At 74.6% G+C, this 21,609-nt stretch carries 21 protein-coding genes; 11 read left to right on the top strand and 10 right to left on the bottom strand.

Translation table 11 applies throughout. From position 1 onward, the window contains the following. Positions 1-75: 75 nt before the first annotated feature. From MQV74_RS36125 to MQV74_RS40970, 5 genes are all read left to right on the top strand, one after another. On the top strand, positions 76-1,731 hold the full coding sequence (locus tag MQV74_RS36125) for an ABC-F family ATP-binding cassette domain-containing protein (RefSeq protein WP_374120817.1): 1,656 nt from the start codon (positions 76-78) through the stop codon (positions 1,729-1,731). 63 nt (positions 1,732-1,794) lie between these two features. Further along, on the top strand, positions 1,795-2,355 hold the full coding sequence (locus tag MQV74_RS36120) for a CGNR zinc finger domain-containing protein (protein ID WP_242727495.1): 561 nt from the start codon (positions 1,795-1,797) through the stop codon (positions 2,353-2,355). Between the two features lie 164 nt (positions 2,356-2,519). Continuing rightward, complete coding sequence (locus MQV74_RS36115; protein WP_242727493.1) at positions 2,520-3,863, top strand: diacylglycerol/lipid kinase family protein; 1,344 nt, start codon at positions 2,520-2,522, stop codon at positions 3,861-3,863. Then, positions 3,856-4,455, top strand: coding sequence for a phosphatase PAP2 family protein (locus tag MQV74_RS36110; RefSeq protein ID WP_242727491.1), 600 nt, complete (start codon positions 3,856-3,858; stop codon positions 4,453-4,455). The genes MQV74_RS36115 and MQV74_RS36110 overlap by 8 nt, the downstream gene beginning before the upstream one ends. Positions 4,456-4,505: 50 nt before the next feature. Beyond that, complete coding sequence (locus tag MQV74_RS40970; protein ID WP_278194293.1) at positions 4,506-4,634, top strand: hypothetical protein; 129 nt, start codon at positions 4,506-4,508, stop codon at positions 4,632-4,634. A 69-nt stretch (positions 4,635-4,703) separates the two neighbouring features. On the opposite strand, the gene MQV74_RS36105 is transcribed toward MQV74_RS40970, so the two are convergent. The 3 genes from MQV74_RS36105 to MQV74_RS36095 form a co-directional block, all read right to left on the bottom strand. Next, complete coding sequence (locus MQV74_RS36105) at positions 4,704-5,945, bottom strand: hypothetical protein (protein WP_242727482.1); 1,242 nt, start codon at positions 5,943-5,945, stop codon at positions 4,704-4,706. Between the two features lie 196 nt (positions 5,946-6,141). After that, positions 6,142-6,759: a TOPRIM nucleotidyl transferase/hydrolase domain-containing protein gene (locus tag MQV74_RS36100; protein WP_242727480.1), complete on the bottom strand. Its 618-nt coding sequence runs from the start codon at positions 6,757-6,759 to the stop codon at positions 6,142-6,144. Positions 6,760-6,894: 135 nt separating this feature from the next. After that, the gene (locus MQV74_RS36095) at positions 6,895-8,019 is read right to left on the bottom strand and encodes a hypothetical protein (protein ID WP_242727478.1); all 1,125 of its coding nucleotides are present in this window, start codon (positions 8,017-8,019) and stop codon (positions 6,895-6,897) included. Positions 8,020-8,324: 305 nt separating this feature from the next. Here MQV74_RS36095 and MQV74_RS36090 point away from each other — a divergent pair, with 305 nt between their 5' ends. After that, positions 8,325-9,827, top strand: a complete 1,503-nt coding sequence (locus tag MQV74_RS36090; RefSeq protein ID WP_242727476.1) for a carotenoid oxygenase family protein — start codon at positions 8,325-8,327, stop codon at positions 9,825-9,827. 66 nt (positions 9,828-9,893) lie between these two features. Here the strand turns inward: MQV74_RS36090 and MQV74_RS36085 are convergent, their stop codons facing one another. The 5 genes from MQV74_RS36085 to MQV74_RS36065 all read right to left on the bottom strand — a co-directional run bounded on the left by MQV74_RS36085 (position 9,894) and on the right by MQV74_RS36065 (position 15,446). After that, complete coding sequence (locus MQV74_RS36085; protein ID WP_242727474.1) at positions 9,894-10,424, bottom strand: hypothetical protein; 531 nt, start codon at positions 10,422-10,424, stop codon at positions 9,894-9,896. A 260-nt stretch (positions 10,425-10,684) separates the two neighbouring features. Then, positions 10,685-11,818: a ferritin-like protein gene (locus MQV74_RS36080; RefSeq protein WP_242727472.1), complete on the bottom strand. Its 1,134-nt coding sequence runs from the start codon at positions 11,816-11,818 to the stop codon at positions 10,685-10,687. A 32-nt stretch (positions 11,819-11,850) separates the two neighbouring features. Beyond that, the gene (locus tag MQV74_RS36075) at positions 11,851-12,909 is read right to left on the bottom strand and encodes a hypothetical protein (protein ID WP_242727470.1); all 1,059 of its coding nucleotides are present in this window, start codon (positions 12,907-12,909) and stop codon (positions 11,851-11,853) included. Continuing rightward, complete coding sequence (locus MQV74_RS36070; protein WP_242727467.1) at positions 12,906-15,149, bottom strand: hypothetical protein; 2,244 nt, start codon at positions 15,147-15,149, stop codon at positions 12,906-12,908. The genes MQV74_RS36075 and MQV74_RS36070 overlap by 4 nt, the downstream gene beginning before the upstream one ends. A 63-nt stretch (positions 15,150-15,212) precedes the next feature. Then, positions 15,213-15,446 carry a hypothetical protein gene (locus MQV74_RS36065; protein WP_242727465.1) on the bottom strand — a complete coding sequence of 78 codons (234 nt, stop codon included), beginning with the start codon at positions 15,444-15,446 and terminating at the stop codon, positions 15,213-15,215. 586 nt (positions 15,447-16,032) lie between these two features. Between MQV74_RS36065 and MQV74_RS36060 the strand changes: the two genes are divergently transcribed. The 4 genes from MQV74_RS36060 (at position 16,033) to MQV74_RS36045 (ending at position 19,064) form a co-directional block, all read left to right on the top strand. Beyond that, entirely contained in the window at positions 16,033-17,100 is a 1,068-nt protein-coding gene (locus MQV74_RS36060; RefSeq protein ID WP_242727463.1) for a polyprenyl synthetase family protein, read from the top strand. Between the two features lie 64 nt (positions 17,101-17,164). Beyond that, a complete protein-coding gene (locus MQV74_RS36055; RefSeq protein ID WP_242727461.1) occupies positions 17,165-17,818 on the top strand; it encodes an ABC transporter ATP-binding protein in 654 nt (217 codons plus the stop codon). Continuing rightward, entirely contained in the window at positions 17,815-18,615 is an 801-nt protein-coding gene (locus tag MQV74_RS36050; protein WP_242727459.1) for an ABC transporter permease, read from the top strand. The genes MQV74_RS36055 and MQV74_RS36050 overlap by 4 nt, the downstream gene beginning before the upstream one ends. After that, on the top strand, positions 18,612-19,064 hold the full coding sequence (locus MQV74_RS36045) for an SRPBCC family protein (RefSeq protein ID WP_242727456.1): 453 nt from the start codon (positions 18,612-18,614) through the stop codon (positions 19,062-19,064). Before MQV74_RS36050 ends, MQV74_RS36045 begins: the two co-directional genes overlap by 4 nt. Positions 19,065-19,068: 4 nt before the next feature. Here MQV74_RS36045 and MQV74_RS36040 read toward each other — a convergent pair whose 3' ends face one another. Continuing rightward, entirely contained in the window at positions 19,069-19,602 is a 534-nt protein-coding gene (locus tag MQV74_RS36040; protein WP_242727454.1) for a hypothetical protein, read from the bottom strand. Positions 19,603-19,607: 5 nt separating this feature from the next. After that, on the bottom strand, positions 19,608-20,375 hold the full coding sequence (locus MQV74_RS36035) for a sulfite exporter TauE/SafE family protein (protein WP_242727447.1): 768 nt from the start codon (positions 20,373-20,375) through the stop codon (positions 19,608-19,610). Positions 20,376-20,459: 84 nt separating this feature from the next. On the opposite strand from MQV74_RS36035, the gene MQV74_RS36030 reads away from it, so the two are divergent. After that, the gene (locus MQV74_RS36030) at positions 20,460-21,395 is read left to right on the top strand and encodes a LysR family transcriptional regulator (RefSeq protein ID WP_242727445.1); all 936 of its coding nucleotides are present in this window, start codon (positions 20,460-20,462) and stop codon (positions 21,393-21,395) included. Positions 21,396-21,609: the final 214 nt, after the last annotated feature.

The following is a 21,609-nucleotide window of genomic DNA, read 5'->3' as shown; positions in this document are numbered from 1 at the left end:
GCCGGCGCGTGCAGTGGCCCGCGCCGAGGCCGTGCGCCCCGCGGGCCGACCACCGCCACCGACCACGTGGAGCGGATCCCTGTGTCCCAGCACGCCCAGCACTCCCAGCACGCCTTGCTCGCCCATGACCTCGTCCGCGTCCTCGGCGGCCGACGCGTCCTTGACGGCGTCGGTCTCACCGCGTCGCCCGGCCACCGCATCGGCCTCATCGGGGAGAACGGCGTCGGCAAGTCCACCCTCCTGCGGCTCCTCGCGGGCACGGACCGCCCCGACGCCGGAACCGTCACGCGCCCCGACGACCTGGGCTTCCTGCACCAGGAGATGCCCTTCGCCACGGACGCGACCGTCGCCGCGGTCCTCGCCGACGCGCTCCGCGAGGCCCGCGCCGACCTCGCCGAGCTCGCCCGGCTCGGCGACGAACTCGCCCGCGTCCCCGAGGACGCCCCCGGCCACCAGGAGCTCCTCGGCGCCTACGGCAGGCTCCTCGAACAGGCCCAGGACCGCGAGTCCTGGGACGCCGACCGCCGCGCGGCCCTGGTCCTCGACGGCCTCGGCCTCGGCGCGCTCGACCACGACCGCACGCTCGGATCGCTGTCCGGCGGGCAGCGCGGCAGGCTCGCCCTGGCCGCGCTGCTCGTCCGGCGGCCGTCGGCGCTGCTCCTCGACGAGCCGACCAACCACCTCGACGACGGCGCCGCCGCCTTCCTGGAGGAGCAGCTCCGCGCGCTGCCCGGAGCCGTGGTGTTCGCCAGCCACGACCGGGCGTTCCTCGACGCCGTCTGCACCGACCTCATCGACCTCGACCCGGCGGTGGCGGGCCCGGTGCGCTACGGCGGCGCCTACACCGCGTACGTGGACGAGAAGCGCGCCGAGCGGCGGCGCTGGGAGCGGCGGTACGCCGAAGAACAGGAGGAGTTGACGGAGCTGCGGCGCGCGGCGCAGGTGACCGCGCACCGCGTCGCGCCGGACCGGGGGCCGCGCGACAACGAGAAGATGGGCTACGGCCACCGGGCCGGACGCGTGCAGCACCAGGTCTCCCGCCGCGTACGCAACGCCGCACGGCGCCTCGCGGAGTTGGAGCGCGACCGGGTCGCCGAGCCGCCCGCCCCCCTGCGGTTCGCGGCCGGGGTGCTCGCCGCGGTGACCGAGGACGAGCACCGGCCCCTGGTCGCCCTGCGGAACGCACGGATCCCGGGCCGGCTCGCGCCGACCGCTCTGGAGGTGTCACCGACCGACCGGCTGCTGGTCACGGGCGACAACGGAGCGGGCAAGTCGACGCTCCTCGCCGTGCTCGCCGGACGCCTCACCGCCGAGGGCGTCGTCCGCGCACGGCGTCAGGTGTCGGTGGGCCTGCTCGACCAGGACACCGTGTTCCACCGGCCCGAGCGCACGGCGCGTGCCACCTACGCGCGGTCGCTGGGCCCGGCGCGGGCCGAGCAGGTGCCCCTCGGCTCGCTCGGCCTGCTGCACGCGGGCGACCTGGACAAACCCGTCGGGCAGCTGTCCGTGGGGCAGCGGCGGCGGCTCGCGCTCGCCCTGCTGGTGGCCCGCCCGCCCGAGCTGCTGCTCCTGGACGAGCCCACCAACCACCTCTCCCCGCGCCTGTGCGACGAACTGGAGGAGGCCCTGGGCGGCGGCCCGGGCGCCGTCGTCCTCGCGAGCCACGACCGCTGGCTGCGCCGCCGGTGGCCGGGCCGCACGATCCACCTGGAGCGCGACCACGAGCGGTGAGCGGGCGGCCCGGCGCGGTGGCGATTCTTGCGTCCCTCGACAGTCACCTGCCAGGATGGTGATGTGAATCTGGACCACGTCTTCGTCTGCGGGCATCCGGCGCTCGACTTCGCGGCCACGCTCCGTGCTCGGCGCTCGGTGCGGTTCGAGATGTTCGTGACGCCGGAGCGCCTCAACGCCTGGTATCTGGAGTCCGGGCTCGTGGACACGATCACACCCGGCCACGAGGAGGACGTCCGGGCGGCGATCGCCCTCCGCGAGGCCGTCTACCGGCTCATCACCAACCGCCGCCTCGGCGAGGAGTTCGACCGCGAGGCCCTCGCCGTGCTCAACGGCGCCGCCCGCGCCACCCCGGTCACGCCCCAGCTCTCCCTGTCCGGCCGGCACAACGAGGCGACCCCCGCCCAGGCCCTCGCCACCGTCGCCCGCCACGCCGTCGAACTGCTCAGCGGCCCCGACGTCCCGCTCCTGAAGGAGTGCGGCAACCCGGAGTGCACCCGCGTCTACGTCGACCGCTCCCGTGGCATGCGGCGCCAGTGGTGCGGCATGGAGTCCTGCGGCAACAAGATCAAGGCCGCTGCCTACCGCGCGCGGAAGAAGACCGCGCCCGCCCCGACCGCCTGAGTCGGCCCGGTACGCCCCGGCGGCGTCGGGACGCGCCTGGACCCGCCTCACCCGCACGGCCCGGCCGAGGTGCTCCCCGCCCCCGGAGTCCGCAGGATGGTGGCCCGGACCAGGCGGCGGAGGGCGGAGCACGGCATGCGAGGGCGGCCACGGGCAGGGCGCGGATGACGGGCTCCGGCAGCGGCGCCGCCGCGCGGCTCCTCGCCCGCCTGGCCGTGCTCGCCGCGCTCGGCACCTTGGCGGTCCTCGTCCTCGTGTTGCGGGAGGGCGGTCTGCTGATCCTCGGGGCCGGGCTGCTGGGTCTCGTCCTCTGTGCCGCCGGGCTGTGGTGGTTCCTCGCGCACCGCGGCGTGGTGCGCCTGTCCGGGGCACTCGTCGCGGTCGCCGCGCCCGTCGCGGTCCTCGTGTACTTCGCGTACGACGGCCTGTGGCTGGCCGCGCTCGTCCTGATCCTGTGCTGGGGCGCGACGCTGCTCTGCGCCCGGGCGGCGCTGCGCGAGGCGGTCCCGGCGCGGCCGCGACGGGCGGTCGCAGCACCAAGGCCCCGGCAGCCGGTGCTCATCATGAACCCCGAGTCCGGCGGCGGAAAGGTCGGCCGCTTCGGCCTCGCGGAGCGGGCGCAGGAGCTCGGCGCGCGCGTGCTCCTGCTCGACCCGTCCGCCCCGGCCGACGTCGCCGAACTGGCCCGCCGGGCCGTGGCCGACGGCGCGGACCTGCTCGGCGTCGCGGGCGGCGACGGCACCCAGGCGCTGGTCGCGGCGGTCGCCGCCGAGCACGGCCTGCCGTTCCTCGTGGTCTGTGCCGGTACCCGCAACCACTTCGCCATGGACCTCGGCCTCGACCGGGCCGACCCGACGCGGTGCCTCGACGCCCTGACCGACGGCGAGGAGGTCCGGGTCGACCTCGGTGACGTGGCGGGCCGCGCCTTCGTCAACACGGTCTCCTTCGGCGTGTACGCGGACGTCGTACAGCGGCCGGAGTACCGCGACGACAAGGCGGGCACGGCCCTGAGCCTCATGCCGGACCTGCTGGTCGGCGAGGGGGTGCGACGGCTCGACGCCCGGGCGGACACCACCGCGCTCGCGGCCCAGCAGGCGCTGCTCGTCAGCAACAACCCGTACGGCTCGCCCGACGACCTCGGCGTCGGCGGCCGACGGCCACGGCTCGACAGCGGCGAGCTGGGAGTCCTCGCCCTGCGCGTCGAGGGCGCGGCCCAGGCCGCTGACCTGGCCGTGCGCGGGTCGCAGTCCACGGGCCTCACGGTCATGACCGCGCGGCGGGTCGAGGTGACCTCCGACGCCGCCGAGATCCCCGTGGCGGTGGACGGCGAGGCGCTGCGCATGCCCACGCCGGTGGTGTGCACGCTGCGCCCCGGCGCGCTGCGGGTCCTGGTGCCGCGCGACCGCCCGGGCGTCGTGGTGCCCGCGCCGCCGGTGAACTGGCGGCGGCTCCTCGACCTCGCGTTCGGCGGGCCGGGGCGGACCTCCGGACGGGAGACCCATGGCTGACGAGGACACTGTCACGGACCGGCCCCGGTCGACGGCGGCAGCCGTGCTCGGGGACCTGCGCGCGATCGACGGGGCGCTGTACGCCGCCGTGGCCGCCACCCCCACGCCCACGCTCGACCGGGCGCTGCGGCGCCTGTCCCACGCGGCCGACCACTCGAAGATCTCGTTCGCCGTCGCTGCGGGCCTGGCCCTCGTGCCGGGACGACCCCGGCGTGCGGCGCTGGCCGGGACCGGAGCGGTCGCGCTCGCCTCGGTGGCGGCGAACCTGTTCGGCAAGCGCATGGTCCGCCGGAGACGGCCCGACCGGGAACAGGCCCGCGTCGTCGTGGACCGGCACGTGCCGATGCCTCAGTCGGCGTCCTTCCCCTCCGGCCACACGGCGTCGGCGGCCGCCTTCGCCACCGCCGTGGGCGTCGTCCTGCCCGCGGCGGCCGTGCCGCTCGGGGCGCTCGCGGTCGCCGTCGGCTACTCCCGCGTCCACACGGGCGTGCACTACCCCGGCGACGTCGCGGCCGGCGCGGTCCTCGGCCTCGCCGCGGCGGCGGTGTCCCTCGCGGTCGTGCGCGTCCCGCCGGACCGCCGCGGCGGCTGACACGCGTGCCTGGACCGGGCAGTCACGGTGGCGAACAGGGCACCCGTAGCGTGCCCGACGGCCACGGCCCCCGGTACCGGGCCGCGTACGTCGACAGGTGGTACGCCGTCGTGCGGCCGCCCGGCGTCAGCGAACGGGACCTCGCCCGCCTGCGGGACGTCGTGGCGGGTCGCACCTGACGGACGGCGGGGCGCCGGTCGCGGTTGCCGACTCGCGGTGGATGCCTCGCCGATGCCGTCGGCGCGGCGCTACGTGCCGGGGTGCTCGTCAGGGGCCGGGCCCGTGCCCCGCCCCTCGGCCGGCTCCGTGCTCGGCACCTCGTCCCGGTCCTTGCCCCGGTCCTTGTCGGGGTCCCTGCGGAAGCGGCCGAACGCCCGCGTGAGGGCGCTCAGCGGTGAGCCTTCCGCCTTGGCGGGGCCCGATCCGGACAGCAGGGGCGCGCCGGGGCCGGACGCGTCGGCCAGCGCGGCCTGAGCCGCCTCGGCCGCCTCCCGGTACAGGTCGCGCGACTTCGTCATGGCGTCGAGCGCCTCGGCGTACTTGGTGACCATGTGCTGGGCGTGGGCCAGCTCCTCGTCCGGGGTGAGCAGGTGCCAGCCCTGGCGCAGCCGGGTCAGGGCCCGCTCGGCCTCGTCCGGCAGCGGCCGGGGCAGCGCGGCGAACTCCGCGATCTTGTCGAGGAGTTCCGTGGGCTCCGAGCCGTCGAGGAAGACGCTGCGCACGGTGAAGCGCTCCGCGTCGTAGTCCGGGCTCCGCGGCTCCACGGGCAGGATGACGGCGCCGCCGCGCGGCATCCGGACGCTCAGTTCGCGCTTCATCGCGAAGTCGGCGATCTGTGCCTGCTCCGGCGTGCCCCGGTGCTCGACCACCCGGTGCCGCAGGCCCGGCGGCAGGAACGCCGAGACGGGCTGCTGCCCCGTCGCGTCGGGCGTCATCGCCTCGTGCACGACGACATGGATGAACCAGCTCTGCCGGATGCTGTCCCGCAGCCTGCGGCGCAGTTCGTCGTCGTCCTTCGGCAGGTGGTTGGTCGTCCGCAGGCGCAGCTCCCCCACCGTGTCGTGGTCCCAGGCGACGCGGTCGCTGTCGGGCCAGAACATGGTGGCGGGCGAGGGCCAGTGCGCGTCCCACACGTGGTCCGCCTCGGCGGCGAGGACCCAGACGACGCCCTCGCCGTCCTTGCGGCGGCCCTCGAGGTCGTACGTCGTCAGCTGCGCGCGCACCGTGACGTCGTCGGCCACGTGCCAGCGGGCCTCGAAGAGGCGGCGGGCCGAAGGGCCGGGGTCGGCGGCCCCGTCCCGCGGGTGCAGGACACTGGAGCGGGCGGCGTCGGCGGGGTCGAGGTCCAGGAAGTCGTCGAGCACCCCGGCCGCCTTGAGGGCGATCAGGTTGCGCCGGACGTCCTGCTCGGGTTCGGGCCCGAGGTGGCGCCCGCGCCCCAGCCACGCGGTGTCGGGGGCGGTGGTCGCGGAGGTGCTGTTCTCGGCCATGGACTCGTTCTGTGGGTGGTCAGGGCATGACCAGTATGGTCGGTGATTCCGTCGGAGGAAGCGCTACCCGTCCACAACTTCGACACTCCTGCCGCACGACGGGCGAGGTTCCGGCCACCTTCGGTATGCCGGGTGTTTCCGGCGCGGCCGCCTTGGGCCGGTCGGCCGGGTGGTTCCGCCTGGCCGACCCGGCCGGTCAGAGGCCGGCCAGCAGCCCGTCGAGCGGGGCGGGCACGCGGTCGGGCGCGAGTCCCTCGACCAGGACGCGGCCGTAGCGGATCTTGCGGCCCTTCTTCGTGCCGAAGAAGCGGCGCAACTGCTGGTGCGCGGTGCGGTCCCGCTGCGCGGGCTGGCGCAGGAAGGTCTCCAGGGCGCGCAGGTCGCCCTCCGCCCGGACCAGCTCCTCGACGCGCGGCACGCCCAGGGCGCGGATGAGCTCGTCCTCCAGGTCCGCCGCGCAGACGAAGAAGTCCCGCGGCGCCGCGCTGGCCCGCTCCCAGCCGCGGACGTAGTAGCCCCGCTCGGCCTCGTCGCACAGCCCGGTGAGCCTGAGGCCGAGTCCGGAGGGGCCGAGGAGCCGGGCGAAGCGCCCCACGCTCATCGCGCCGCCGATGGCCAGGACACAGACGCCTTCGGCCGCCAGGTCCCGGCCGCGGCTCGCGGCGAGCGCGTCGACCGCGGCGACGTCGCTCGGCCCTTCGAGCAGGACGACCGCCCGTACGGGCAGGCGCTCGGCCAGCTCGCGCGCGAGGTCGCCGGGGCCTCCCGCCACCCACGCGATGACCGCTTCACGGAACGCCCCCATGTCAGACATGAGGCGAGTCTCCGCTGTTTCCGGCCCTCGGGACAGTGAATTTCCGCCGCGCCACTCGGCACCACGCTGCACCACTCGGCACCGCTCGGCACCGCTCTGCCTCACTCAGCACCGCTCCACGCCGCTCCGCACTGCTCAGCGCTGTGCGGACGGCAGCGCCGGGCCGGGCACGCGGAGCCGCTCGATCCGCGCCTGCCCGGGCGGGTACGGGAAGAAGGACGTCGACCCCACGGCCCAGTACGCGCGCGTCCCGGGCACCCGCGCGATCCCGTTCATCAGCACCGGAGACGTGGACTCCGGCCCCCGCTCGCTCACCCAGCCGCCATTCTCCCAGCGGAGGTAGTGCGCCTGGTTCCAGTTCGGGTACTCCCAGCCCGCGATGCGGTCCGGCCGGTCCCGGCCGTCCCCGACGATCCCGACGAGTTCCCCCGCGACGAAGGGCAGCTCGACGTGGTGCCACGCCGTGCCGTCGTAGTGGCGCAGCCGCGCGCCGGGAGGGCGGCCGCCGGTGAGGGTCCAGTTGTAGCCGCACACCCAGATGTCGTCCGCCGCGACCGGGAGCTGACCGGTGACGTAGTTCGGGTGGCCCTCGACCGGGATCTCGTGCCAGGCACCGTCCCAGCGGGCGCACACTCCGTTGCCGTGGATCCAGACGTCCCCGCGGCGGGTGCGCCGCACCCCGACCGCGGGGCTGGTGTTGCCGCTGGGCAGCGGTCGGAGCCAGCGCCAGCGCCGTCCGTTCCAGTGCATCGTCCGCGACCCGTTCTCGTACGAGCCGACGGCCCAGGCGTCCCCGTCGGGGGCAACCGTGAGGCCGTGGACGGTGGTGCCCGGGGTGCCGTCGCCGGGGAAGGGGACGCGCTCCCAACCGTCGCCGTCCCAGGCGTACAGGTGCCACAGGCTGTTCTCGTGGTCGAGCCCGACGGCCCACGCGTCGCCGGAGGCGTTGGCCGCGACGTCCATGAGGAAGCCGTTGAAGCGCAGGCCCGCCGTGTCCGTGCGGGACCAGTCGGTGCCGTTCCAGAGGTACGAGAGCGGCCTGCCGTACGTGCCGCGGTCGAGGCCCTCCGTGCCCACGGCCCAGGCCAGGCGCGGCCCCGCGGCGGCCACGGCACGCAGGCTCGCCATCTCCGTCGCGCCGGGCACCGGGACCTGCCGCCAGCCGTCGGCCCGCGCGGCGGCCCCGGCCTGCGACACCGGCAGCAGAGCGGCTCCGGCCGCCGTGCCCAGCGCGCCGCCGACGAAGCGTCTCCGGTCCATGGCGATGCCCCCTGGGACGTGCGGCCGTGTGAGCGGTGCGAGCCGTGCGTGGGGAGAGCGTGCAGCAAGCGGCGCGAAGAGGGAACGCACGCGCGTGAGTGTTTTCCGCCCGCTCCGCTTCCGTACGCACACACGCACACCCACACGCGCACCCGCACCGAGCGGCCGACGCGGTCCCGCCCCCGGGCCAGGTGGCCTCAACACCACCCCCGTCTCGGGTCCTAGGCCGACTGCCCCGGCGCCTCCCGCGGCGGAGGCTTGTCCGTGTCACAGCTGAGCGGTTCGACGAGCGACAGGGAGACATGATGGCCAGTCACACGCGGCGGAGGGTCCTTCAGGGGGCGGCACTCGCGGCGGCGGGCAGCGTGGTCGGCGGCTACGGAGGCGGCCACTACGCGGCGGCGGCACAGGCGAGGCCCGGCCACGCGGCCAAGGGCGGTCGTCTCCCCTTCCTGGAGGGCGCCTTGGCGCCGGTCACGGAGGAGCTGACCGCGTTCGACCTGGAGGTGACCGGCCGGTTGCCGCGCGACCTGGACGGCCGCTATCTGCGCACCGGCCCGAACGCGCTCGGCCTGGAGGACCCGCGGGCGCACCACTGGATGCTCGGCGACGGCATGGTGCACGGGGTGCGGCTGCGCGACGGGCGCGCCGAGTGGTACCGCAACCGCTGGGTGCGCTCCTCCGGGGTCGCGGAGAAGCTGGGCGAGCCCTACCCGGGCCGGGTGCCGCCGGACGACTTCGCGTGCAACACGCACGTGATCCCGTACAAGGGGCGGATCCTGGCGCTCCAGGAAGGCGGGCCGCTCCCGTACGAGTTGGACGGGGAGCTCGGTACGGCGGGTCCGTACGACTTCCGCCACACCCTGAAGGGCTCGTTCACCGCGCACACGAAGTACGACGCGGCGGCCGACGAGCTGCACGCGGTCACGTACTACCCGACCTGGGACCACGTGCGGCACCTGGTGATCGACAGCACCGGGCGGGTGGCGCGGACCACCAGGATCCCGGTGGCGGACGCGCCGATGATGCACGACTTCGCCCTCACCCGGAACCACGTGGTGATCGTGGACGTGCCGATCACGTTCGACCCGGCGGCCGCCGAAGCGGGGGCACTGGTGCCGTACGTCTGGAACGAGCGCCACCCCCCGCGCGTGGGTGTCATGCCGCGCGCAGGAGGCGCCACGCGCTGGTTCGAGGTCGACCCGGTCTACTACTCGCACACGCTCAACGCCTACGACCAGGGCGACGAGGTGGTGGTGGACTTCACCTCCATGCCCGCCCCCTTCCACGCGGCGGGCCGGGGCAGCGGCGGCCCCTCCGCGACAGGGACGCCGACGCTCGACCGCTGGCGGATCGACCTGCGCGGCGGCCGGGTCCACGGCACCCGCGTCGACGACCTGCCGCAGGAGTTCCCCCGCGTCAACGAGTCCCTGGTCTCCCGGAGGCACCGCTTCGGGTACACGGTGAGCGCGGCGGAGATGTGGCGCGCGTACCTGACGGTCGACGGCGTGCCCCCGGCGGGGAAGTCGACCGACCACCTGGTCAAGCACGACATGCTGCGCGGCACGCGGCAGACGCACCGCCTCCCGAAGGGCGCGGCGGCGAGCGAGCCGGTGTTCGTGCCGCGCCGGGGCGCGCGGGACGAGGACGACGGCTACGTCCTCACCTATGTGAACGACCCCGATCGCGGCGCGACCGACCTGGTGGTCCTCGCGGCCCAGGACTTCACCGGCCGCCCGCTGGCCCGTGTCCGTCTGCCCGGCCGGGTGCCGCTCGGCTTCCACGGCAGCTGGGTGGCGGACCGGTAGCCGGGGCTCGTCCGCGAGGAGAAGCGCCTGACCGGGCCGTGCCCCGTCAGGCGCCTTCGCGCGGGATCAGGCGCCGGGCGGGGTGACGCACTGCACGCGGGTGGTGGGCGTGGTGAAGATGCCGTCCTTCTTGCCCTGGCCGTCGTCGTACTCGTAGTAGACGTACGAGTCGAAGGCGATGTTGCCGTTGCAGCCGGAGTCCGCGGCGATCTGGACCGGCAGCGTGACGGTGCGGGCCTGGCCGGGCGGCACGGGGACGGAGTAGCTGAAGCCCAGCTGGTGGGTGCCGGTGGTGCTGCAGGTGACGCCGGTGCCGGTGCAGGCGCCGAAGGCGTACTTGAGGTCGGGGCGCTGGGTGGTGGCCCAGGTGGGCTGCATCGTCTGGTAGACGAACCAGATGTCGGTCGCCTGGTTGTTCGTGAAGGTCATCGTGAGGTTGACCGTCGAACCCGGAGTGACCGTGGCCTGGTCGGCGCTGAACGTGACGTCAGCGGCGGCCGCGCCGTCGGCCCGGGCGGTCTGCCCGAGGCCCAGCAGCGCGAGACAGAAGGCGAGGAACGCGGCGAGGCCGAAACGCCGCAGGTGTGTGATTCGCATGGGGGTGGAGAGTACGAGCGTGCCCACGGGCCGTCTGCCCTCCCGCAGAGGTGAGGGAGGGCTCCTGTCTCATCCCCATGTCCGCCCGGCTCCCGTCAAGTAGCGTGCTTCCCACCCTTGCGTCCCGCGTCTCGCGACGCCGGGCGCGCGCCACCGGGTGCGCGCGCACCGGAGCTGTCCGGTAGTCGCCGCACCGCGCGGCGGGGTGAATGGCGGGAACCGGGCGAGGGCGGGTCCGGTCGGCCGCCGACGCGGCGTCGTCACGCCTCCGGTTCGGGGAGCCTGACGGGTTGGTCGGTGTAGGGCCTGCACTCGAAGGTGGGCCCGGCGTAGTACCCCGCGTACTCTCCCTCGGCGATCCGGCACGCGAGGACCTCGTCGGCGAGGACCTCCAGCTGGTGCATCTGCCCCACCGCGCTGTCGACCTGCTGCGGGTGGCCCGTGAGGCCGGTCTCCAGGTTCGCCACGAGCCGCTCGTAGAAGCGGTTGAAGGCGTCCGCCGCCCGCCACTCGGGGGAGCCCTTGCGGTACTTGCACATCTGCGGATCGGGCAGGACGCGCACGATGTCGGTGTCCACGGGCAGGGTGAGGCGCGGGCCCGTGGGGTGGCAGGGCTTGTCCTGCGGCAGATAGCGGCGGCCCTGTGCCAGCTCGTCGAACTTGTAGTAGTGGGACAACTCGCCGTTGTCGTCCCACATGCGGTGCGGGTCGCCCTCGCCCTCGTGGATGACGTCGGTCAGCAGGGCGACGGCTTCCGCGGAGGTGCGCACGCCGATGTTGTCCTGGCCCCCGAAGTGCGTGTACTGCCGTGTGATGGTCTCCGGGTGGAAGACGTCCTCCTCCTTCCCCTGCTCCACCAGGTAGCGGATGCCGTCGATGAGGGCGTTGTAGAAGTCCCCGATGGACTCGAAGCGCAGCGGGATGGGGCTCGGCAGGGCCTTGATCAGGTCGAGCCCGCCGCCGGTGCGCAGCCGCGGCGACTCCAGGTCGATCGCGCCGCGGATCCGCTCCCGTGTGTCCGTCGGCAGGGGGTCGGGCTGCTCGATGAAGAGGCCGAGCCGCCAGAGGTCGTCGCCGCAGGGGAGCAGCCGCACCAGGCCCGCCCGGGTGAAGTCCGGGATCTGGCAGGGGTACACGGGCGTCGCCTTCGTGACCTCCGGTCGGCCGCCCACGGCGGTGAGCACGTTCGCGGCGATGGCCATGTGCCGCATCTCGGAGATCACGACGCTCTGGACGATCCGGGTGACGTCGGGGAACCTCGTCCGCCGGTCCTTGATGGTGAGCCATCCGGAGAGGTAGGCGGGAATGGTGGTGAACTCCAGGGCCACGGCGTCCTGGAGCTCCGCGCGCAGCGCCTCGATGGTGTGGATCGGCGGCGGATCGGTCTGGGCCATGTCGGGGTCTTCCTCCCTGCGAGGTGCGGCGGCTACCTGCTGAGCACGTCGCCGACCCCGGCGAGCAGGCCGGGGGTCGGCAGCAGCGCGGCGAAGACGACGTTCTGGGCGATGACCTCGTCCGGGTGGAAGAGCTCCGATGCGGTGTTGCGCCCCACCTTCTCCAGGTACTGGTCCCACAGGGTCCTGTTGTCGTCGGGCCTGAACGGCATGAGGTACGTCAGGGGGCGCCCGTCGTCCCCAGTGACGGGCGCCCACCGCCCCCCTCCTTGGTCCTCGACCGCCATGAAGTACCACCGCAGATAGCCGAAGAAGCTGCCGCCCGCGTACGGTCCGTCCGCCATCAGGACCGGCACCAGGTCGCGCGGGACCAGGTCCTGCGCCGGGCCGTCGTAGGGCCCCTTGGGCACGTTCAGCCGGATCCGGACGTCGAGGAGCGGGGTGTCCGGGTTGGTGATCTTCAGTTCCGGCATGGTGGTGGGCGAGGCCGCCTCCGGCCAGGGCACGGACGGCAGCTGGACCGGTGCGGTCATGAGGGTGTATCCGACGAGGTCGTACAGCCGTGCGCGCAGCTCCCGGTTGTTCTTGCTCACCAGGTGGAAGAGCTCGTGCACGAGCAGGTCCCGCAGGCTCGTGGTGTTCTGCGCGGCGAACAGCGGGTCGCTGTCGGGGGACGGCAGGTGCAGCGTCTCCACCTTGCCCGCGGGGACCACGATGGTGTCCTCGCCCCGGGTGTAGGCAGCGCGCCCCTCCTCCTGGCCGGAGGTCTTCACCAGGAGGACGGTCGGGGGCAGTTGGAAGGACCAGGGCTTGAAGAGCCCGTCGATCTCCTCGACGATGCGGGTGAGGGCGGCCAGTTCGTCGTCCGTCCAGTCGAGGGCCTGGTTGCCCACGTAGTCGAGGTAGCCCTCGACCGTCACGTCGAGCACGTCGGCGCGCAGACACAGCCGCGCCTGCCGGTCGAAGGGGCTCAGCTGCCGCACGAAGGCGTCCCGCCGCCGCAGCAGCTCGCGGCCGCGCTCCACCGAGGCGGCGACGACCTCCGACGCCGCGACCTCGCCCACCCTGGTGCCCGCGCTCGTTCCCGTCATCGCCACTCCCCCAGCTTCTCCGCCGGCCAGCCCTTGCCGACCAGGCCCTGATACGTCTTCAGTACGCGCCGCTGCCCCTCGGAGAGCTCGCGCGTCACGGGCATGTAGAGGGTGGAGTGCAACAGGTCCCGCTCGGCGAGGGCCACGATCTGGTCGATGTTGCGGTCCACGGACTCCTTGTCGCCCAGGTCGAGGTGGGCGTAGTGCTTCATCACCGGATACACGACGTCGTGTACGTACAGGACCTTCCGGTAGAGGAAGTCCCAGGCGTCCTGCGGTGAGAACCCCGCGTTCCAGCAGTCGGCGAACTGCCGGGGCAGGTCGTCGTGGAACGGCAGCACGCGCACACAGGCGTAGGAGGCCCACGAGATGCCGTAGGGCACCCCCGAGCCGTCGTCCGTGCCGGGCGCGGGGCCGATGGCCGCGGGCGGCGTCCCCGGGCCGTAGCGCTCGACGGGGAAGAACGCGACGGTGGCGCAGCCGGAGCGCACGGGCCGGAAGGAGACGGTGGCCTCACCGGTCCCCGCCGACACCGTGACGGTCTGCGTCGTGAGGTCCAGCACCTCCTGGTAAGCGCCGCCGTCCGGCTTGCGCCAGGCACCGCCCTCCGCGCACGGCTGCGGCGGGTCGGGCACGTACTGCTGGACCACGAGCTCCACGTCCCGCCGGGGGATGGCACCGCGCTCCCGTATCTGCACGGTGATCGTTCCGGGCTCGCCCTGGTCCAGATAGACGCTGCGCTGGTCGGTCTCGGCGGTGACGGTGCTCTCCGTGAGCAGCGCCACCGGGTCGCCGCCCGGGGCGTGGTGGAGTTCCAGGGTGCCCGTGTCGAGCAGCGGCACGACCTCCGCGGGCGCCTTGATGTCGACGATGCCCGCGGTCGTCTCGTACGCCGAGGTGCGGTAGGCGTCGAAGGGGAGGTCGCCGACGGCGTGCACGACACCGTCCCCGTCGCGCACGACGAGCCGCAGATCGCCGAGGTTCGCCTTCTCCCCCAGGGAGTCGATCTCCGGAAGGGTGTTGCCGAGGTCGAGGCTCACGTACACCGCGTCCCGGGTGTGCCGGGTCTCCGCCACCGCCGGGGCACACCACCCTTGCAGGGCCGTCCCTCGGGGAGACGTTCCGCGCTTCTCCTGCCGGCCCTCGTACGCGCACTGGAACATCCGTGCCGGCAGCAGGCACCGGCCGCCGGGCGCGCTGGTCGGCTTCTCGCCGTCGTGCCAGAGGCCGACGGTCCCCAGGACCGTGGACACGCACGGGTTCTGGGTCGGCGTCCGCCCTTCCCTGAGCTCGCGGTCCCACAGCTCGGTGAGCCGCCGGTACTGGGCCGTCGTCCGTTCCTGGGGGTCGCTGATGCTGTCGCAGTGCTCGAACTCGGCGGCTGTGAAGTACAGCGTCCGGTACGCGGTGAGGCGCACCATGAGGCCTTGGACGCCCCGCTGGGCGAGGGCCGCCCGGAGCGCGTCGAGGAGGGCCGAGGTGCCGGACGCGATCCGCAGCGTCTTCGGGTCGCCGGGAACGCAGGCCTGGAGCACCGCGCCGCCCACGCCCGCGATCTGGAGCTGCCCGTCGGCGTTGAGGTTGCGGGCCAGGCTCAGCCACCGGGAGTTCATCGACGAGCCCGGTGCGACGTCCCCGCTGAGGTGGCACTGCGGCGCGATGCGCGAGCCGACCTGGAAGCGCTTGAGGTAGAAGGAACTGCCCCACCAGGCGTCCGGGTTGTTGTCGACCATGCGGCCCGGGGTGTGGAAGGTGCTGTGCGGGAAGGCGTCCCCGACGATGTCGATGATCCCGCCGCTGTCCGGGTCCTCGGGGTGGTGGACCAGCGGGTCGGAGGTGATCACGGGACCGCCCGGCTCCAGCTGGCCGCCGGTGAACCGGGTGTCCGTCGACGCGCCGGGCCCGGGGTCGTCGGGCCGGGCGGTGTCGTGCAGACACCACTCCATGCCGCCGAAGTAGCCCCACTCGCCGGGGTTCTGCCACCAGCCCGGCGCCGGCCTCCCCTGGTCGTCCACCGGCTGGTACCACCGCAGGGTGCGGGCCCAGGCGGGGAACTCCTCGCGGACGTTGTCCGGCGTGATGCCGATGGGCGGTTGCTGCGCCGGATCGTTCAGGAACTCCCAGTTCAGCTCGGCGCGGGTGAAGTCGTAGAGCGGCCACTGGTCGTTGTTGTTCCCGGTGGCCGGGTTCCACGACGCCCTGCCCTTGAAGAAGAGGCGCGGGACGGACAGCACACTCACGGTTCCTCCCGATGGGACGCGCGGGCGGGGTACGGGGGGTGGTGCCGGGCTGCGGGTTCCGCGTCAGTACAGGCGGGGCCTGGCCCGCACACCGAACGTGCCGAGTTCGAGACCGCCCGCGAGCAGGACGAGTTCGCTCGCCTCGTCGCCGTACAGCTCCAACTGGGCGCGCAGCGCTTCCCGTTGCTCGCCGGTGAGCTCGATGAGGATCCGCTTCCGCTCCGGCTCGCCGTCCGGTGCGGGCCGGGCGGGGACCGCACCCGGCGCGCCCGCGAGGGACCTCAGATTTCCGACCATGGCCTTGTCCGCCGTCCTTCCGACGCCGCTGCGCCTGCCGATGGCAAGCGCCGGGCGCACAGTTTCGAGGCCCGCGGGGGCCGCGGAAACCCCCGCGCGGCGCGAACGAGCCGACAGGATGTTGGGAAAAACCAGGCGCTGCGGAGCCGCACGGGACGGGAGCATTCGAGCGATTCCGGCTGCCGCGGCGCGTACTTCGGGCCACCCTCCCGCGCCGGACGCGCACCCGGACGGCCGTGTGCCCAGCGGTGCCCGCGCGCCCGGGGCGCGTGCCGTGCCGCGAACCGCGCCCCGCAGGCCGCGGGGCTCCGGCCGAGACCCACCGCGGGGCCCGGCCCCAGTTCGAATCCGATTCCGCCGTCGCGACAGTGAGGGGCGGCCCGCCCTTTGGCGCGCGGAGCGCTCCGCCCGGCCCGTGCGTCTACGCTCCGCCTACGTCAACCGTCGCTCCGCACGCCCGCCGTCGGGCCCGCTCCCGCCGGACCGTCACTCCGTAGCGCGAACCGTCACAACCGGTGATCGCTGTCGTCGTTAGGCGACCGGAGGGGCCGAGACCGGTGCAGGGACGACGGGCGGGCGAGGATCCATGACAGACACGTCGCTGTACGACACCGGCCCGCCGCGCGCGTCCGCCCCCGGGGCGGACGGCGAGGAGCTCCTGCGGCGCGGGGCGGCGCTCGTCGATCCCCCGCTGCGGGCGGCCGTGGCCGGGCTGCACCCGTCCACGGCCGCCGTCTGCCGCTACCACCTGGGGTGGGACGCCGACGAGTCCCCCACGTCGGTGCGGCACGTGGCCAAGCGCGTGCGCGCGGCGCTCGCGCTGCTCTCGGTGCGCTCCGTCGGGGCCCCCGAGCGCTTCGCCGCCGTCGCCGGTACGGCCGTGGAACTCGTGCACCAGCTCTCCCTGTTGCACGACGACATCATGGACGGCGACGCCGAGCGGCGCGGCAGGCCCGCCGCGTGGGCGCGGTTCGGCACCGGCGCCGCGGTGCTCGCCGGTGACGCCCTCGTGGTCCAGGCCGTCGCCACCGTCTTGCGGGCCGAGGCGCCGGGCGCCCGGGCCGCCATGGAGGACCTCATCACCGCGGTGGAGCAGATGGTGGAGGGCCAGGCGGAGGACCTCGCCCTGGAGCGGCGCGCGCTGCGCGAGGTGTCGACGAGCCGGTACGCGCGCATGGCGCGCGGCAAGACCGGGGCGCTCTTCGGCTGCGCGGCGGCCCTCGGCGCCGTGCTCGCGGACGCGCCGGCGCCGGTGGTGCGCGCGCTGCGCGCGGCGGGCGGCGACCTCGGCGTGGCCTTCCAGATCCTGGACGACGTGCTCGGCCTGTGGGGCGACGGCGCGCTCACCGGAAAGCCCGTCGGCGCGGACCTGGTGCGCGGCAAGAAGACGCTGCCGCTGGTGCTCGCCGCGGCGGTGGACTCCCCCGAGGGCCGCCGCGTCGCGGAGCTGCTCGACGTCGTGCCACTGCCGCAGGACCGCGTCCCCGAGGTCATGCGCCTCCTGGAGGCCGTGGGCGGCCGGGAACGCGCGGAGGAGGCGGCGGCCCGTCATGTGGCGGCGGCCCTCGCCGCGCTCGACGCGGCGCGGCTGCCCGGCGAGGTGCGGCAGGAGTGGAGTTCCCTCGTCGCCTGTCTGTCCCGCCGCAGGCGCTGAGGCCGACCGCGCCGCACCGCCGCGCGCCCCCGCCGCCGCCCATCCCCCGCAGGAGGAGATCGCCGTGCCGACCGCCCCGTACGCCCTGCGCGTGCGCGACGTCCACAAGGCCTATCGCTCGCGCCGCGTCCTGAGAGGGGTGTCGTTCAGCCTCGAACCGGGCACCCTCGCGGGCGTCGTGGGCGAGAACGGCGCGGGCAAGAGCACACTCCTTCGCGTCCTGTGCGGGCAGGTCGCCGCCGACGCGGGGCGGGTGGAGCGCCGCGGCTCGCTGGGGTACTGCCCGCAGGAGGCGGTGCTCAACGAGGCGCTCACGGTCGACCAGCACCTGCGCCTGTTCCGCACGGCGTACCGCGTCGACGGGCCGGGGCGCGCGGAGGAACTCCTCGACGAGCTGCACTTCGCCGAGTACCGGCACACCCGCGTGGGCCTCCTCAGCGGCGGCACCCGGCAGAAGCTGAACCTGACCCTCGCGCTCCTGCACGACCCGCGGGTGCTGCTCCTGGACGAGCCGTACCAGGGCTTCGACTGGGAGACGTACCTGCGGTTCTGGGACGTGGCGACCCGGCTGCGCGAGCGGGGCCGCTGCGTCCTGGTCGTGTCGCACCTGGCCTGGGACGCCGGGCGCCTCGACGTCGTGCACCGGCTGCGCGACGGCGTGGCGACGCCGTGGAGCGCGGAGGGCCGGCCGGCCGGTGTCCCGGGGGCGGCGCGATGAGCCGGACCTGGGAGGCCTTCCGCACGGGTGCCGCCTTCGCGCTGCTCGAACACGCCCGCAACCGGCTCGCCCTGGTGCTCGTCGTCGTGTACATCCCGCTCTGGCTGACCCTTGAGCACTGGTTCGTCACCCCCGACCGGCTGCGCTTCCTGCTGCGCGCCGCCGGGCGGACCGTGACCGTCGACGGCAACCACCTGACGATGGTGTCGGGGGCCGTCAACACGGTGACGCTCATCGTGGGCTTCATGATGTTCATGACGACCTTCAAGGCGCTCGCCTTCGACCGCAGGCTCGCGCTCGCGGGCTACCCCCGCTCCTGTCTGCTGCTCGGCAAGGTCGTCGCGATGGCGGTCGCCTCCGCGCTCATCGCGGTGTACGCCACCGCCGTGGTGTGCTGGTACTGGGATCCGGTCCGGCCCGTCCTGCTCGCGCTCGGCCTGTTCGCGGCCGCCGTGAGCTACGGCGGCATCGGCATCCTGCTCGGCGCCTTCCTGCGCAACGAGCTGGCCGGTCTCTTCGTCATCATCATGGCCAGCCTGCTCGACACCATGCTCCAGAACCCCATGAGCAACGCGGGAGCCGATAAGGACGGGCTCCAGCTCCTGCCCGGATTCGGCCCCACCCAGGTCGCGGTCGCCGCGGCCTTCACGCCCGGCGTCACTCCGTACGGTCATCTGCTGCTCGGCCCCGCCTGGTTCCTCGCCGTGTGGCTGCTCGGCACGGGCGCGTTCTTCGTCAGGACCCGTGACCATCTGCCCCCGCCCTCCGCCCCCCTGCCGACCGGGAGAACCGCGTGAACCGTCACGACATCCGCCTCTTGGGCACCTGGCGCGCCCCGCTCGCGCCGGACACCGTGTACGCGCTCCTCGCCGACGTGCCGTCCTACCCCACGTGGTGGCCCGCCTTCCGCTCCGTGCGGCGGACCGGCGAGCGGGGGTGCGAGGTCGTGATCAGGTCGGCGCTCCCCTACGCGCTGCGGGCCACGCTGACGGCCGTGGCGGAGGACCCGGCCGCGCGCGTCCTCGAAGCGGCGCTCGACGGGGACATCGCGGGCAGCGTCCGCTGGACCGTGGCCCCCGACGGGAACGACGGCTGCGTCGCCAGGCTCGCCCAGCACGTCACCGTCCGCAAGGCCGCGCTCCGGCGCTGGATGCCGATGGCCCGGCCGGTCTTCCGCGTCAATCACGCGCTGGCCCTGCGGGGCGGCCGGAGAGGGCTGACGGTCCGGGCCCGCCAAGGGCGTTAGGGCGTCAGGGCAAGCCGTCGGAGACCGGCGCGGGGCCGGGGTCCGCGTCTCCGTCGGCGTGGCGCAGGACCCAGTCGTCGAGGTCGCGCGCGGCCTCGCCGGGGGCCCGCCGCACGTGGGCGTGCCACCAGCGCTCCGGGGCCTCGGGGGTGCCCGCGCGGAACCGGGCCTCGGCGGGTGCGTACCGCTCGCTCGCGGTGCGTGCCGGTACGCCGAGCACGTCGCCGACGAGCTGCCAGGCGGCGCCGCCGAGACGTTCGTATACGACGGCCGCTTCGAGCAGCCGCCGTGCGGCCGTGAGCACGTGCGCGGCGTCGGCAAGGGCGGCGCCCGGGGTCCGGGGCGTGCCGTCGGGGCGCAGCTCGCGCGGGCCGACCGGCACGGCGGCGCGCGCGAGTTCGGAGAGCTCGTACGCCTCGTACGCGAGGAGCAGCCGGGCGCGCGCCGCCTGCGGGGAGAGGTCCGGGGACGGCGTGGCGGTTCCGGCGGTGCCTTCGCCTTCGCCCTCGTCCCCGGCGCCTCCGGTCGTGTCGGCCACCCCGGTCAGCCCCAGCTGCGGACGAAGTACAGGACGGTCATGGTGACGGCGGTGGTGAGGATGACGCCCCGCAGCACGCGCGCGGACAGGCGGCGGGCGAAGTGGGCGCCCGTGAAGCCGCCGGTCACCGCGCCGGTGAGCATGGCGGCGAGGAGCCAGGGGGTGTCCAGGGCGTCGGAGCACACGAGGAAGAGGACGGCCGCGGTGAGGTAGATGGCCGCGATCTGGACGGTCCGCATGGGGTTGCTGACCGCGGTGTCGAGGCCGAGGCCCACGCTCCACAGGGCCATCATCATGATGCCTACGGCTCCGCCGAAGTATCCGCCGTACAGGGCGAGCAGGAACTGCCCGCCGAGCACCGCCGTGGAGCCGAGGCCGAACGGGCGCCCCGTGGCGTCGCTCAGCGCCCGCGCCAGACGGCGGCCGCAGGCCAGGACCACGGTGGCGAAGGCGAGCAGCCACGGCACGGCCGCGTCGAAGGAGGCCGCGGGCAGGGCCAGGAGCAGTCCCGCGCCGAGGCCGCCGCCGACCGCGCTGACCGAGGTCAGCGCGGTCGTGGAGGTCTCGCCCACCGGTGCGACGTCGCGGCGGTACACCCAGGCGCTGGCCATGGTGCCGGGCAGGAGGGCCACGGTCGACGAGGCGTTCGCCGTCACGGGCGGCACGCCGACCGCGACGAGCGCGGGCAGCGCCACGAACGTGCCTCCGCCGCCGAGGGCGTTCAGCGTGCCGGCGGCGACTCCGGCGATGAGGGCCAACAGGATCTCGGACACCCGCCGAGCATCACGCGGTCGGGGGCGGGCCCACAATGCGTAATCGACACACTGTGCCTCAGCCTGTGCCATAGGCTCGCGGAGGTGCGTTACGACTTGGACGACCTCCGGCTCTTTCTGCACATCGTGGCGGAGGGGTCGATCACGGCGGGTGCGCGGCGGATGCATCTGAGCCTGCCCTCGGCCAGCGCCCGGGTGCGCTCCCTGGAGCGGCACGCCGGGGTGGCCCTGCTGATCCGGGGGCGGCGCGGGGTGCGGCCGACGCCGGCGGGCACCGCCCTCGCCCGGCACGCCCGCGACGTGCTCACGCACACGGCGCGCCTGGAGAGCGCCGTCGCCAGCTACACCCGCTCTCCCGCCGCGCCCCTGACCCTGTTGAGCGGCGGGTCCGCGATGCACGGGCTCGTGCCGCGGGCGCTGGTGTCGTTCCTGCGCGCGCACCCGGACACCGACGTCACGGTGTCCGAGAGCCGGACCCCGCGGACCCTGCGGATGCTCGCCGACGGCGAGGCCGACCTCGGGGTCGTCGTCGACGACGAGGCCCACGACAGCGGGCTCGTCCTGGAGCCCCTCGGCGACGACTCCCTCGTGGTGATCGGCCAGGCGGGCGGGATCCTCGCCGGGCGCACCGCCCTGACGTACAGCGAGGTCGCCGAGCATCCGCTCGTGGGGCTCGACGCCGAGTCCTCGCTGCGCCGCTGGATCGAGCAGCACCTCGGCCCGCACGCGCCGGTGGTGCGCTACCGCACGAGCGTCGCCGGACTGAGCACCCTCGTCGCGCTCGTGGCCGCGGGGGTCGGGCTCGCCGTCGTTCCGCGCCGCGCCCTGGACCCGCACCGGCCGCTCGACGTGTGCGCGCTCCAGGACGGCTGGTCGCGGCGGCGCCTCCTGCTGGCGTGGGGCGTCGGGGACCGGGCCGCGGCGCCCGCGGCGGTCGCCCTCGCCGAACACCTGCGGCGCGCGGCCTCGGCCGAGGCCCCGCCGCCCGGCGCACCGGGAACGGGGCCCGGCGACGGCTGAGCGGCGGCCGGGCGTCGAAGAGCGAGGCCTGCCGGCGGGGTTGGCCCACACGGGCCTACGAGCCCGCGGCCCATGGGTTCACGGCCCGCGGGCACGGCGGCCGGTCGACGGCAGCGGCACGGGGCGGTGGGCGGTCGCACCACGGAGCAGTGGGCGGCCACGGCGAGCCCGATCCCGGTGGCCACGGCGCACAGCGGTCCGTGACCCTCACACG

The organism is Streptomyces sp. AN091965 (assembly GCF_022698285.1).
In the GTDB taxonomy this organism is placed as follows: Bacteria; Actinomycetota; Actinomycetes; order Streptomycetales; family Streptomycetaceae; genus Streptomyces.
This window is presented reverse-complemented; position numbering and strand designations above follow the sequence as displayed.

Excerpts from the sequence above, each read along its gene's own strand:
- MQV74_RS36115 (WP_242727493.1), top strand. The coding sequence starts at position 2,520 with ATGACGGGCTCCGGCAGCGGCGCCGCCGCGCGGCTCCTCGCCCGCCTG.
- MQV74_RS36110 (WP_242727491.1), top strand. The coding sequence starts at position 3,856 with ATGGCTGACGAGGACACTGTCACGGACCGGCCCCGGTCGACGGCGGCA.
- MQV74_RS36105 (WP_242727482.1), bottom strand. The coding sequence starts at position 5,945 with ATGGCCGAGAACAGCACCTCCGCGACCACCGCCCCCGACACCGCGTGG.
- MQV74_RS36100 (WP_242727480.1), bottom strand. The coding sequence starts at position 6,759 with ATGTCTGACATGGGGGCGTTCCGTGAAGCGGTCATCGCGTGGGTGGCG.
- MQV74_RS36095 (WP_242727478.1), bottom strand. The coding sequence starts at position 8,019 with ATGGACCGGAGACGCTTCGTCGGCGGCGCGCTGGGCACGGCGGCCGGA.
- MQV74_RS36090 (WP_242727476.1), top strand. The coding sequence starts at position 8,325 with ATGGCCAGTCACACGCGGCGGAGGGTCCTTCAGGGGGCGGCACTCGCG.
- MQV74_RS36085 (WP_242727474.1), bottom strand. The coding sequence starts at position 10,424 with ATGCGAATCACACACCTGCGGCGTTTCGGCCTCGCCGCGTTCCTCGCC.
- MQV74_RS36080 (WP_242727472.1), bottom strand. The coding sequence starts at position 11,818 with ATGGCCCAGACCGATCCGCCGCCGATCCACACCATCGAGGCGCTGCGC.
- MQV74_RS36075 (WP_242727470.1), bottom strand. The coding sequence starts at position 12,909 with ATGACGGGAACGAGCGCGGGCACCAGGGTGGGCGAGGTCGCGGCGTCG.
- MQV74_RS36065 (WP_242727465.1), bottom strand. The coding sequence starts at position 15,446 with ATGGTCGGAAATCTGAGGTCCCTCGCGGGCGCGCCGGGTGCGGTCCCC.
- MQV74_RS36060 (WP_242727463.1), top strand. The coding sequence starts at position 16,033 with ATGACAGACACGTCGCTGTACGACACCGGCCCGCCGCGCGCGTCCGCC.
- MQV74_RS36050 (WP_242727459.1), top strand. The coding sequence starts at position 17,815 with ATGAGCCGGACCTGGGAGGCCTTCCGCACGGGTGCCGCCTTCGCGCTG.